Annotated in this window: 11 protein-coding genes and 1 tRNA gene; 2 read left to right on the top strand and 10 right to left on the bottom strand. The window is 71.1% G+C overall.

Features of this window, described 5'->3' with window-relative positions; all coding sequences use genetic code 11:
• The 6 genes from ACFO60_RS26635 to bcp form a co-directional block, all read right to left on the bottom strand.
• Positions 1–762 (bottom strand): ABC transporter ATP-binding protein, encoded by a 762-nt coding sequence (locus ACFO60_RS26635; protein ID WP_380844848.1) that lies wholly within the window; start codon positions 760–762, stop codon positions 1–3.
• Between the two features lie 220 nt (positions 763–982).
• Entirely contained in the window at positions 983–1,672 is a 690-nt protein-coding gene (locus tag ACFO60_RS26630) for a response regulator transcription factor (RefSeq protein ID WP_380844845.1), read from the bottom strand.
• A complete protein-coding gene (locus ACFO60_RS26625) occupies positions 1,669–2,850 on the bottom strand; it encodes a sensor histidine kinase (RefSeq protein ID WP_380844842.1) in 1,182 nt (393 codons plus the stop codon). Before ACFO60_RS26625 ends, ACFO60_RS26630 begins: the two co-directional genes overlap by 4 nt.
• A 349-nt stretch (positions 2,851–3,199) precedes the next feature.
• A complete protein-coding gene (locus ACFO60_RS26620) occupies positions 3,200–4,294 on the bottom strand; it encodes a hypothetical protein (RefSeq protein WP_380844839.1) in 1,095 nt (364 codons plus the stop codon).
• 37 nt (positions 4,295–4,331) lie between these two features.
• A tRNA-Leu gene (locus ACFO60_RS26615) sits at positions 4,332–4,404 on the bottom strand.
• Between the two features lie 54 nt (positions 4,405–4,458).
• The gene (gene bcp, locus ACFO60_RS26610; protein WP_380844836.1) at positions 4,459–4,932 is read right to left on the bottom strand and encodes a thioredoxin-dependent thiol peroxidase; all 474 of its coding nucleotides are present in this window, start codon (positions 4,930–4,932) and stop codon (positions 4,459–4,461) included.
• Between the two features lie 123 nt (positions 4,933–5,055).
• Between bcp and ACFO60_RS26605 the strand changes: the two genes are divergently transcribed.
• Positions 5,056–5,400 (top strand): DUF3618 domain-containing protein, encoded by a 345-nt coding sequence (locus tag ACFO60_RS26605; protein WP_380844833.1) that lies wholly within the window; start codon positions 5,056–5,058, stop codon positions 5,398–5,400.
• A 148-nt stretch (positions 5,401–5,548) separates the two neighbouring features.
• Here ACFO60_RS26605 and ACFO60_RS26600 read toward each other — a convergent pair whose 3' ends face one another.
• The 4 genes from ACFO60_RS26600 to ACFO60_RS26585 all read right to left on the bottom strand — a co-directional run bounded on the left by ACFO60_RS26600 (position 5,549) and on the right by ACFO60_RS26585 (position 10,724).
• On the bottom strand, positions 5,549–6,736 hold the full coding sequence (locus ACFO60_RS26600) for an amino acid deaminase/aldolase (protein WP_380844830.1): 1,188 nt from the start codon (positions 6,734–6,736) through the stop codon (positions 5,549–5,551).
• A gap of 42 nt (positions 6,737–6,778) precedes the next feature.
• Positions 6,779–8,284 carry a hypothetical protein gene (locus ACFO60_RS26595; RefSeq protein WP_380844827.1) on the bottom strand — a complete coding sequence of 502 codons (1,506 nt, stop codon included), beginning with the start codon at positions 8,282–8,284 and terminating at the stop codon, positions 6,779–6,781.
• 104 nt (positions 8,285–8,388) lie between these two features.
• Positions 8,389–9,156, bottom strand: a complete 768-nt coding sequence (locus ACFO60_RS26590) for an SDR family NAD(P)-dependent oxidoreductase (protein WP_380844824.1) — start codon at positions 9,154–9,156, stop codon at positions 8,389–8,391.
• Positions 9,157–9,299: 143 nt separating this feature from the next.
• Complete coding sequence (locus ACFO60_RS26585; protein ID WP_380844821.1) at positions 9,300–10,724, bottom strand: RNA polymerase subunit sigma-70; 1,425 nt, start codon at positions 10,722–10,724, stop codon at positions 9,300–9,302.
• Between the two features lie 383 nt (positions 10,725–11,107).
• Here ACFO60_RS26585 and ACFO60_RS26580 point away from each other — a divergent pair, with 383 nt between their 5' ends.
• A complete protein-coding gene (locus ACFO60_RS26580; RefSeq protein WP_380844818.1) occupies positions 11,108–12,658 on the top strand; it encodes an alpha/beta fold hydrolase in 1,551 nt (516 codons plus the stop codon).
• Positions 12,659–12,908 lie beyond the last annotated feature (250 nt).

Here is a 12,908-nt window from a genome sequence, read left to right as displayed (position 1 = left end):
TCAGCCCTCCAGCTTCATCAGGGTGTCGAGCACGTTCTGCGGGGTCGGGCGCGTCAGCTCGGTGACCAGCACGCCGTCCCGCAGGAAGATCACCCGATCGGCGTAGGACGCGGCGACGGGATCATGGGTGACCATGACGATGGTCTGCTCCAGCTCGCGTACCGAGGTGCGCAGGAAGGACAGCACCTCCGATCCGCTGCGCGAGTCGAGGTTGCCGGTCGGCTCGTCGGCGAAGATGACCTGGGGCTTGCTGATCAGCGCCCGGGCGACCGCGACGCGCTGCTGCTGGCCGCCGGACAGTTCGCTCGGCCGGTGCTTGAGCCGGTCGCCGAGCCCGACCGTGCGGATCACCGCGTCGAACAGCTCGGCGTCGGCCTGGCGGCCGGCGATGTCCAGCGGCAGCCGGATGTTCTGCTCGGCGGTGAGCGTCGGCAGCAGGTTGAACGCCTGGAAGATGAATCCCACGCGTTCACGTCGCAGCAGCGTCAGCCGCTTGTCGCTCAGCCGGGTGATGTCGGTGTCGCCGATGCTCACCTGGCCGTCGGTCACGGTGTCCAGACCGGCCAGGCAGTGCATCAGGGTGGACTTGCCGGAGCCGGACGGGCCCATGATCGCGGTGAAGGCGCCGGTCTCGAACCGGACGTCCACTCCGCGCAGCGCGTGCACGGCCGCGTCCCCGTGGCCGTAGACCTTCGTCACCCCTCTGGCGACGACCGCGGCGGGCGCGGTGCGGAGGACGGCTTCCTCTCCGATGGCGGTCACGTCTGACTCCTCAAGCGATAGGCGTTTGATCTGCGGATATTCCGCGAGATCAACGCTATTGCCGCTGATGTCGCCTTCCATGACCCCTGGGAACGGACTTCGGGTAGGCCAGGAGGCGCGGCCCCAAGGGCGGGTGCGACCGCTGAGGTACCCGCCCCTCCCCCTTTCGGCCGACCTCCGCCGTCCGGAGTCGACGTCCGGGACTCCGCCGTCCGGGCGGTCAGTGGTCGGAGGAGGGCTTGGCCAGGGGGGTGATCAGGCCGGTCTCGTAGGCGTACACGACCGCCTGCGCGCGGTCGCGCACGCCGAGCTTGGCGAGGACCCGGCCGAGGTGGGTCTTGACCGTGGCCTCGGCCAGGGTGAGCCGCCGCGCGATCTCGGCGTTGGACAGCCCCCTTCCGACGAGCACCAGGACCTCGCGCTCGCGGGCGGTGAGGTGCCCCAGCGGCTCGGGCACCGTCGTGCCGGGCAGGTGGACGGTGAAGCGCTCCAGCAGCCTTCTGGTCGTGCTCGGCGCCACCACCGCGTCCCCCGCGTGCACCGAGTGGATGGCGCTGAGCAGGTCGGAGGGGGGCACGTCCTTCAGCAGGAACCCCGAGGCTCCGGCCTTCAGCGCCGCGAAGGCGTATTCGTCGAGGTCGAAGGTGGTCAGGATGAGCACTTTGGGCGGCTCGGGCATGGCGCGGATGAGCCTGGTGGCCTCCACGCCGTCCACGCGGGGCATGCGCACGTCCATCAGGACGACGTCGGCGCTCACCCCGCGCAGCAGCTCCACCGCGGCGGCTCCGTCGGCGGCCTCGCCGACGATCTCGATGTCCGGCTGGGCGCCGAGGACCATGCGAAAACCGGCGCGCACGAGCTGCTGGTCGTCGACCAGCGCCACCCTGATCCGCCCGCCAGGGGTGCTCACGCGGCCCGCGCCACGGGGAGTCGTACGGTCACCTGGAATCCTCCTCCGGGGCAGGGGGAAGCGTGCACGCTGCCCTCGTACATCGCCACCCGCTCGCGCATGCCGATGAGCCCGTGCCCGTCGATGCTGCGGGGCGCGGCCGCGCCCCGCCCGTCATCGGTCACCCGCAGCCGGATCTCCCGGGGACCGTACTCCATCTCGACCCGGGCACGCGCGCCCGGTCCGCCGTGTTTGAGGGCGTTGGTCAGCGCCTCCTGGACGACGCGGTAGATCACGAGCTGGACCCCCTCAGGGAGATCGCACGCCGCGCCGGTGACGTCGTACTCCACCGGCAGGCCGGACCGCCGGGTGTGCGCCACGAGCCCGTCCAGCTCGGCCACGCCCGGCTGCGGCGCGTACTCCTCCTCGCCGGCGGTGTCCCGCCGCAGGACCCCGACCAGGCGGCGCATCTCGGCGAGTGCCTGCCGCCCGGTGCTGGAGATCGTCCGCATGGCTCGCCTGGCCTGTTCGGGGTCGCCGTCGATGGCGTACCCGGCTCCGTCCGCTTGGACGATCATGACGCTCACGTTGTGCGCCACCACATCATGGAGTTCGCGGGCGATGCGGGCCCGTTCGGCCGCGGTGGCGATGCGCGCCTGCTGGTCGCGTTCGCGTTCGGCGCGTTCGGCGCGCTCTTCCAGGCCCTCCAGGTACCGCCGCCGGGTGCTGGCGTAGATGCCGGCGATCCAGGTGGCGACCATGAACGCCGAGCCGGAGGCCAGGAGGAACGGGGTCATCGTGCCGTAGCGGAGCAGCAGCAGGACGATGCCCAGCTCGACGATCGCGCCCGCCGCGACGGCCCACCGGAGCGCGCAGGCCGAGACGACGCAGTACAGCGCCACCAGGACGGCGATGTTGGCGGGCAGGGGCTGGATGGCGGCCAGCCACTGGAAGAAGGAGACGAGCGCGATGACCGCGAACGCGTGGACGGGGTGGCTGCGGCGCCACAGCAACGGCACGAGCAGCGCCGCGCACATCGCGGCGTAGCCGGCGTAGCCGAGGGCGGGCGAGCCGGGCGGGTGGGGGCCTCCGGCGATGTTGCCGGCGGCGGTCAGGCAGAGCAGCGCGAACGGCGCCATGAACAGGACGTCGATCAGCCTGCCCTTGCCGGAACGAAAGGCGCGCACTCTGCCGAACACGTAATCAACCATACGTTCGCGCAGTTCACCGCCCTTCCGTCTTACGAGGGATCTGAACCTACGACCCAGGTCGTACAGGCCGGATGGCTTACACCGGTCTTACGGGGAGTGCGGCATAGTTCTTCTTGGGAGCACCCCTTCGGGTGAGTAAAGGGAGAAGATGTCGGCGTCGAAAGACGACGGGTCGCGTGGCTGGGGGGACTGTCACGCGACCCCGACGGCACCGGCCTTCTTTCTTACCCACGCTTGACGCCCTCTGCCCAGCGGGCTGACGCGGAAAGAGCCGCCTCCACGACGTGGAGGCGGCTCTCGTTTTCGCCCGCCGCCTCACCGGCCCGCGACGGCCGCGTCAGCGGACGCGCTTGGCGGCCTCGACGGTGGCCGCCTCGGCGTAGGCCCAGTTGCCCGCCACGGTGCGCAGCGCGGGCAGCCAGGTGCCGGGCTGGTCACGGCCCGCCATGAGATGACGCACCGCTCCGTCGCGCATCGCGACGCAGACGAAGGCCAGGTGCACGCCCGCGCCGCCGAAGCCCGGCACTCCCACATCGTTGCCGCGCGCCAGCTCGCACGCCTTGTCCAGCGTCTTGGACGCGCCGGCGTCGAGCTCTCTGCCCAGGGCCTCGATGGACCGCGGATGGATGCGCTTGAGGTCGCGGAGCTGGGCCGCGGACGACCCGCGGAACCCGTCGGGCGGGGAGCCGCCGTCGTCGACGTGCGCCGGCCACAGCACCGGCCGCACGCTCTCGCGCATGCTCGGCGCGGCGCGGAAGATCGTCTGATAGCCGCCCAGGCCACCGGCCGTCACCGCGGTCACCCCGGCGCTCACTCCGGTGAGCGCCCCCTGCGAGACCCCGAGCGCGGTGGCGAGCCCGGACAGCACCGAGGCGACCGCGCCGTTGACCTTCGCCATGCCGGCCACCATCGTGCGGACGACGACGCCGGCCTCGACCATGGCGGTGTTCGCCACATAGGTGGCCGTGGCTCCGACGCCGGGCACCACGGCGGCCGCGAGATAGGGCGCCACGAAGCTGAGCAGCGACGAACCGATGATCGCCGACGACAGGCCCAGCCCGGTGTAGGCGACCGCGCTCGCCTTCAGCGTGCCGTCCATGTCGTCGTACATGCCGGCGGCCTGGCCGAGCGCCACCTGGTAGGGCCGCAGGCGGTTGGCCATGAACGCCTCGCGCCCCTGCTCGGACCAGTCGTCCGAGCCCGCGCGCCGCACCACGGCGTCCGTCATCTGGTCGCCGGCCTGGCGGACCAGCTTGGCGACCTCGGCGTACCGGTCGCCGGCGTGCCAGATCTGGGCCGGGTCGGACACCAGCGCGAGCAGCGTCAGCGCGACGGGCCAGCCGAGGGGGAACACCATCGCGGCGCTGGTGGCGTTGGCCGCGCCCCACACGCTCGGCGCGGAGGTGACGACGTCTCCGAAGGTGGCGCCCATGATGATCGCTCTCTCGGGGAGATGACGAACGACGGAGTGGGGTCGGTGGGATTCGAACCCACACTGTCAGGTACCTAAAACCTGTGCCTCTGCCATTGGGCTACGACCCCGTGCCAACGCGGCTTGCGCCATCCTAATTGAGCACGCGGCTCCTGCCGTACCGATCAGGCGAGCCCGAGATCTTTGCGCAGGCGCGCGACGTGCCCGGTGGCCTTCACGTTGTACAGCGCCTTCTCGACCTTGCCGTCGGCGTCGATGACGAAGGTCGAACGCAGCACGCCGACCGTCGTCCTGCCGTACATGGTCTTCTCGCCGTAGGCCCCGTACGCCTGGTGGACGCCGAGCTCGGGGTCGGAGAGCAGCGGGAAGGTCAGCGCGTCGCGCTCGACGAACTTCGCGAGCTTCTGCGGGGAGTCCTTCGAGACGCCGAGGACGACGAAGCCCGCGGCCGTCAGCGAGGCGAGACTGTCGCGGAAGTCGCACGCCTGCTTGGTGCACCCGGGCGTCATCGCCGCAGGGTAGAAGTAAAGGATGACCCGCTTGCCGTGGAAGGACGAAAGGCTGGTGGCCTTGCCCTCAGAGTCGGGCAGGGTGAAGTCGGGTGCGGCGTCGCCGGGCTCGAGTCTCGTCTGCGTCACGGCAACAACCTACCGGCATGCCCACCGTGCCGCGTGGTCACCCGACCTGACAGACTGATCGCTGCAACGTAGCGGCGAGCCGGGCGAGGGCGGCTCGCCCGGGAGACAGAGAAGGGGATCGTCATGGCGGACACCGATCCCGAGGCGCTCGAGAAAGAGATCGAGCGCACCCGGGCGGAGCTTGCTTTCACCGTTGACGCCATCGTCGACCGCGTCAGCCCCAAACGCGTCGCCGAGCGCGGCGTCGCCCGGGTCAAGGCCAACGCCGGGCAGCTGGTCGCGACGGCTCGCGACATGATCGGCGTCGGCGCCCATCCGCGAGAGTCGGCACAGTACGGCGCCTACGGCGAAGACGACGGCTGGCAGGAGGAGTCCCCGGCGCGCAACCTCCCGCCGATCTTGATCGGCGTGGGCGCGGTCGTGGTGGTGGGCGCAGCCTTCGCCCTCTGGCGCCGCCGGCGCCGCTGAACGGTCCCGGCGAGCCCGCCCTGTCCTGACCCGCCACGCCGGCCCGAGCCCGACGATCTCATGCCACCGGTAGGTCCGCCGTCGTGGCCTCGGGTGGTACGTCCGTGTTCCCCGTGCCCCTCGCCGTCACGGACGGCGAACGCGCGGATCAAAGGAAGGTCTTGCCTTCGCCCCGGTAGGTCGGGACGGTCTCGACCATCTGGTCTCCCTCGATGAGGTGCAGCGCGTCGAAGCGCTCGCACAGCTCGCCCGCCTTGGCGTGGCGGAACCACACGCGGTCGCCGATGCGCAGCTCATGGGCCGCGCGGCCGAGCAGCGGGGTCTGCACCTCGCCCGCCCCCTCGCGCTCGTCATAGCGCAGCCCGGCCGGCAGGTACGGCTGGGGCAGGCGCGACGCGCCGGGGGAGCCGGAGGCGTGGTAGCCGCCGCCGAGCACGGTGACGACCTCCGGAGCGGGCCTGCGCACGACGGGCAGGGCGAACAGCGCGGCGGGGCGGCCGGTGAAGCCGCGGTAGAAGTCGAACAGGCGCGGGTGGTAGAAGCCGGACCCGGCGGCGATCTCGGTGACCGCCTTCTCCCGGGTGGTCTTCTCCAGCGAGCCGGTGCCGCCGCCGTTGACGAACTCCAGGTCGGCGACCTGCCGCACGGCCTCGACGATGCGCCCCCTGCGGACGATCAGCTCACGCTGCGACCGCGCCTGCATCCAGCGCACGGCCCTGCCGTAGGGGCCCGGCACGCGGTCTCCCACGCCGGCGATCTGCGCCTCGTACGCCATCAGGCCGACCAGCCGGAACCCGGGGCGCTTGGCGACCACGGCGGCCAGATCGGCGGCCTGGTGCGGATCGCGGACCGGAGAGCGCAGCACTCCGGCCCGCATCCGGCCGGCAAGCGCCACGAAAGCCGCGTCTATGTCGAGACATATGCGGATCTCGTGGCGGGACGGCACGCCGGCGGTCGCCTCGTCGATCAGGTCGAGATGCTCGGAGCAGTCGGCCATCACCGTGATCTCCCGTGCCGCGCGGGCGTCGCCCGCGAGCCGGGCCAGCGCCTGCCGGTCCGCCGTCGGGTAGGCCACCAGGATGTCGGTGAACCCATCGGCGGCCAGCCACAGGGCCTCGGGAAGCGTGAACGCCATGACGCCGGCGAAGCCGTCCATCCGCAACACGCTGCGCAGGACGGCCCGGGAGCGCACGGACTTGCTGGCCACTCTGATCGCCTTGCCCCCCGCGCGCCGGGCCATCGACGCGGCGTTGTCCCTCAGCGCGGCGAGGTCGAGGATCGCGAAGGGCGGGTCGAGTTCGGCGGTGGCGCGGTCGTAACGCTGGCGCTCGTCCATGCCGGAAGCATAAGTCCGCGGCGGAGATGAGCCTAAGTCACGTTATGACCTTGTATCCGCCGGCGAAGCGCACCGCGTCCGACGGTCGCCGAGGCGACGGCGAAGGCCCTCGAAGGCCGGCCCTGCGGCCAGGCACGCGACCGGTATGACCGGAACGACGTACCGGTGGTCGAACGCCGCGATCAGCGGCGGCAGCAGGAGCAGCGTCATGGCCACCGCCCACGGCAGCAGCGCAGGACCGCCCAGCCGCCGCCACCGCGCCAGCACCCCGAACAGGCCGATCAGCAGGATGACCGCCAGGAACGGGCCGCGCAGGAAGCCCTGCGACTGGTAGGCCCGCAGCAGCCCGGCGTAGGGCTCGACGAGCCGGGTGTCGGCCCTGCGGCCCTGGTAGGCGGCCGTGAGCTGCGGGGCGCTGCGGCCCGCGGAGGCGATCTTGCCGGTGAACGGTTTCGCCGAGTCGGGGAACACATAGGCGCTCTGCGGGCCGGGGGTGGGGTAGACCCTGCGGGTCCATTCGAAACTCCACAGCGCGTCTCTGAGGCCGGTCAACAGGAAGTCCACCGGCTGGGCCATGATGGCCTCCTTGGCGAACGCGCCGGTCAGCCGCTCGCGGTCGGCGTCCTTCTTCACTGCGGCGAGCGGTGAGGCGGCCTCCCAGATGTAGGACGGAGGAGCAGGACGCCGTTCGGGAGGATCGGCCGGGCACAGGAGCCGCTCTTCGCCGGCCGGCTGAATCCGGGCGCAGTCGGCGAAGCTCATCGTGCGCGCCCACAACCAGACGTTGCTCTCGCCCAGGCCGTAGACCCCGTGCTCGCTGTGGTGCCAGACGGCGTAACCGCCGATGCCGACGACCGCGGCGAGCGCGCAGGACACCAGAGGGCGCCGGCCGGCCCGGCCCAGCACCATGCAGACGAGCACGACGATCAGCACGGGGAGCCCGACGGTGCGGGTGAGGGTGGCGGCCATGAGCAGCAGCCCCGCGACGACGGCCGTCAACACCGTGGGCCGTTCACGCCACAGCAGCGCCGTCACCGCCGCCGTCACCAGGAAGGTGAACAGCAGGTCGGCCATGACGAGATGCTCGAGCTGGAGCATGTGCGCGTCCAGCAGCACCGGGACGGTGGCCAGCGCCGCACCCCAGCCCGGCAGCCGCGTACGGCGCCGCAGCACGGCGTACACGCAGACCGCCATGGCGAGCCCGAGGAGGTGCTGGACGGCGATCACGGCGGTGAAACTGTGCAGGGGGCGCAGCGCCCACAGGAACAACGAGTAGCCGGCCGGCCGCGACTCCAGCGGCTGCGGGTCGATCGCCGCGTTCACGTAGACGAAGGAATCGGCCCAGAACCACAGCGCCGGGCGATAGCCCAGCATGGCCATCAGCCGCAGTACGGCCCCGGCCGCCAGGACGATCAGGAAGACCCAGTGCGCCCGCGCGGCGAGAAGCGCCCGGCGCGTGCCCGTGACCCCTTCCACGTGCCCCGGACGACCGTCGGAAGTCTGCGCGGCCGTGGACCCGACCGCGCTCGAAGCCATGCCTGGCAGCACCGGCACCTCCTCAGACGGACAACGGGTTTCTCATGCTAGGCCGCCCCTGGAACCCCCTCGTCCGGTTGTCCACAGCCTCCCGGCGTTCCGCGACCAGCCTGTCATCAGCTGGGGAACATGCCCGCGGTCGCGTTGACCCAGGTGCCCGTGATGGCGCGACCGGCGTCGGAGGCGAGAAACGTCGCCAGTGCGGCGATGTCGGCGACCTGTGGCGAGCGCCTGGTCATCCGCAGGCCGTCGAGGTGTCCGCGGATGCCCTGCACAGCGGCCTCGTCCATGAGCGGGGCGCCCGCGGCGGCCAGCTTCTCCGGCGTGAGGGTGTCGGTGACGCCGGCCGTCCAGATGCCGCAGACGCGCACGCCGGCCGGACCCGCCTCCTGGGCGAGCTGACGGACCAGCGCGTCGATCGCGCCGTCGGCCGCGCCGGTGCCGCCCATCATCGGACTGCCGTTGCCGGAAGCGCTGTTCAGGGACAGGATCACCCCCGACCCTTGAGCCGTCATCAGCCGAGCCGCGGTGCGGGCGGTGATGAACTGGCAGGTGATGCCCCGCACGACGGGCCGCGTGTAGTCCTCCACCGACATCTCGGTGAGCGGCACGCCCTGGAAGTCCCCGCGCGGAACGAGGTTGACAGAGACATCGAGGCGACCCGCCCGCTCGACCACCGACGCCGCGTGGGACTCGACGGCGGCCTCGTCACACGCGTCGAGCACGTCGTACTCGGAGCCTGTGCCGGCGGCGACCTTCCGCAGCGTGGCCTCCGTGCGGCCGGCCAGGAACACCCGTGCCCCCGCCCGCGTGTACGCCTCCGCGATGCCCGCGCCCAGCGAACCCGCCCCGCCGTAGATCACCGCGACCTTGTCGTTCAGCATGATCGGCCTGTCCATTCGTTCAAGGGCGCCGCGTGCGCCCGACATCTCATAGGACGTGGCTCGCGCGAAGAATCATCGGTCGCGGCCACCCGCGCGCGAGAAATCGCCGGTCCTGCCCATCGGCGCTCCAGAACGGCAGAGAATCACGCGCCTCCTAAGGTCATCGGCAGCCCGAACGCGGCGAACAGATGCGGTTCGAACGAGGTGATCTCGGCGATCCGGCCGTCCTCGACGCGCAGCACGTCGATCACCTGCGCACGGAAGACGCTGGTGCCGGGTCTTCGCAGGTAGCCGGCGACCGCCGGCTGACCGTTCGCGCGCAGCGGCAGGTGCCGCCAGTGCCCGGCGAACGACGGCGACGCCGGATCCAGGTTCGGCCGGACGAACGCCAGAAGCGCGTCGCGAGTGGTGAACCAGAACGGGTTCGGCGGCATGGTGAGCACCGCGTCCGCGCGTACGAGGTCCACCATGGCATCCACGTCGGCCCGGGCGGCCGCGTCCATGTAGCGGTGCAGCAAGGCCAGGTCCTCGGCGCTCGGCTCGCTCGCCGACCAGTCCTCGCGCCGCCCCGGCAGCGCCTCCCTCAGGGCGTGCCTGCCTCGTTGGAGCGCGCTGTTCACCGAGGTCAGGCTGCTGTCCAGCAGGTCGGCCGTCTCCCGTGCCGACCATCCGGCGACATCGCGCAGGATCACCGCCGCTCTCTGCCGCGGGGGCAGATGCTGGATCGCGGCCAGGAAGACCAGTTCGAGGGTCTCTCCTGCCACGGCCTCCGCGTCCGGTTCGTGGTGGACCGCGGGGGTCTCGGGCAACTGGTCGTCGGGAAACGGCTGGAGCCAGGGCAGCCGTGGCGGTGGCGGACCGTCCCCTGAGTCGATGCCCGGCACCGGCCCATAGACGGCCGGGCGCCGGTGGTGCTTGCGCAGGAAGTCGAGGCACACATTGGTGGCGATCTTGTACAGCCAGGCCCGCGGGTTGTCTACGCCCCGCAGCGTCTCCCGGGCCCGCCACGCCCGCAGGAAAGCCTCCTGAGTGAGGTCCTCCGCCTCGTCGTACGAGCCGAGCAGCCGGTAGCAGTGCACCCGCAGTTCGGCTCGGTGCCCCTCAATGAGGTCCGTGAAGGCGTACTCCAGGCTTTTCGTCACGCCATCGGAGGTGACGCTTCCCGAGCCCTCGGTGACGCCCCCCGTGACGTCGTCCCGCTGGTCCGTGACGACCGCCGTGACATTCTCACCGTTGTCCGTGAGGACCGCCGTGACGTTGTCCATGTTGTCAGTGGCGGCCGGGAGCGTGGTGGAGTCCTGGCGCGCCTGCCGGGCCAGGCGCCGCAACTGCCCGAACCGAGCCGACAGTGCTTCGACGTCGGCGTGGAACACGAGCGGCGGTTCCGGTCGTACCCGTCGCAACCGGTCCACGAGGTCGGCGATCAGCTCTATGAGAGGGGTGTCGGCCGACTGCCGCCGCTCCCGGTAGGCGCGCTGCCGGCACGCCTGGGAGCAGTACGACGCCGTCCGTCCCGGCCCGCCGCCGCTCACGATCGGACGGCCGCACGCCTGGCACTTCCCTGTCATGCCCCCACACGCTATAGCGCCCCGGCCCCCGCGCCGGACGTCGCGGGTGGGTAGTCCCGCACCCCTGCCCAGTTCGTTGATGGCGCCCGCCTCTGGTAACCCGAGCTCACGCGATGAGTTGCTACGGATGCCGGCCGGATCTTGGAGTATTTCTTCAGTCTGTCCGGATATTCCGTGATAGGACGTACAACACGAATTTGTAGCTCGGCTGGATGGATTGCGCCGGATCTCACCTACGGTGACCGCGCTTCCTGTCACCGCCGGCGTCGGGGCACTCGACGGGGTTGATCAGAGTCGGCCGCGCGCCGTGCGGGCCGGCCGACGACGATCGGAGCAACGTGCGACAGAAATACCCCCTTCTCGCCGCCGTCTTGATAGCGGTGGTGACGCTGTTACCCGTCTTCCCCGCCTCAGGCGCGGTATCCCCGGACCGAGCCGCGGCGACCGTCGCGAAGGGTCGCATAGCCTGGGCACCCTGCGAAGAGGAGCTGGAGGCCGAGTGCGGGACGCTGGCCGTCCCCATCGACTGGTCCCGGCCGTACGGGCCCACCATCGACCTCGCCCTCGCCCGCCGCAAGGCCACCGACCCCGGCGCCCGAGTCGGATCGATGCTGATAAACCCGGGCGGTCCAGGCGGATCAGGCGTCGAATTCGCCTACAGTGCTCCCGGCTTCTTCACCGAGGAGATCCAGCGGCGGTTCGACCTCGTGGGCTTCGACCCTCGGGGCGTGGGCCGCAGCCACCCGGTCATCTGCTCGGCGTCGGTGTACAACCAGATGCCGTACGCGGTCATGACCAGCCAGGCCGACTTCGACAGGTGGACGGCCTACGCCAAGAGGCTGCGCCAGGACTGCCGGGCCCGCACCGGTCCGCTGTACGACCATGTCGACTCGGTCAACGTCGCGCGCGATATGGACGCGATCCGCGCCGCGCTCGGCGAGGAGAAGCTCACCTACTACGGAGTCTCCTACGGCACGCTGATCGGGCAGATGTACGCAGAGCTGTTCCCGCACCGGATCCGGGCTCTGGCCCTGGACAGCAACATGGACCACAGCCTCGACGTCAAGGCGTTTCTCGACACCGAGGCGGCCGGCGTGGAGGACTCCTTCGACGAGTTCGTCGCCTGGTGTGAGCACGAGTCCGGCTGCGCCCTGCACGGGCAAGACGTCCGGGCGCTGTGGGAGAGGCTGCTGGCCAAGGCGCGCAGCGGCCGGTTGTACTACCCGGGCGTCACGGATCGCCCGATGACCGAGGTGCAGGTGCTCTGGCAGGGAGTGCTGGGAACCGAAGGGCCCGCCTGGCAGATGCTGAGCGAGGTGCTGCTCGCCCTGGACGGCGGGCCGGTGCCGCCGTGGATGCCTCCGCTGCCCGGACGGCAGCCCGTGACCGGGGACGTCGCCCAGCTCCCGACCGCGATCCTCTGCGAGGACTACGACCTTCGGGTGCGCGACTACAAGGAGTACGCGGCGCTGCTGCGGAGTTCCGCCCGCGTCGCTCCCGACATGCGCTTGAACCCGATGCCGATCGAGGACCTGCCCATCTGCCTCGGCCACCCCACCACCAACCCGCAGCACCGTCTGCGCTACACGGGAAGCGCTCCGCTGCTACTGGGCACCTCGATCCACGATCCCTCCACGCCGTACGCGTGGACGGCCAACGTGGCGCGCCAGCTCGGTCCCAAGGCGGGGCTGCTCACCTATGAGGGCTGGGGCCACCGCATCTACGGCAAGGACGAGTGCAGCACGGTGCCCGTCGACGACTACCTGATCTCACTGGTCGTGCCCCCGAACGGCTTCCGCTGTCCCGTGGGCGGCAGAGTCGAGACCAAGGTCAAGCGGCAGTCCGAGGCGTGGCCGACGGACCGGTTCCCCTGGGCCGGCCCGGTCGCGGCCCCGTCCTTCTCCCGGCCGAGCCCGTCGGGAACGTCTGGCTGAACCGAACCCGTCTGATCACCCATGATGGCGCCCATGGCCGGTACCAGGCCATGGGCGCCATCATGGGTGACCCCTGTCGCGGATCTGGAACTCGGGCATTCGGCTCCCGGCCTCCCTGCGGCGTCTTCGCCCAGCTGATCTACGGCGCCCCAGGGCGCCGTCGCCGCCCCTGCGAGTGGTGACCGACCGCCTGTCGACGCCGCCGCAAGTACTCGGCCGGAGTGGTTGAAGGGCGCCATGGACAGCACGG

Source organism: Sphaerisporangium dianthi (assembly GCF_042654065.1).
GTDB classification, from domain to species: Bacteria; Actinomycetota; Actinomycetes; order Streptosporangiales; family Streptosporangiaceae; genus Sphaerisporangium; species Sphaerisporangium dianthi.
The sequence above is the reverse complement of the archived record's forward strand: the minus strand, read 5'-3'. Positions and strand labels throughout refer to the sequence as shown.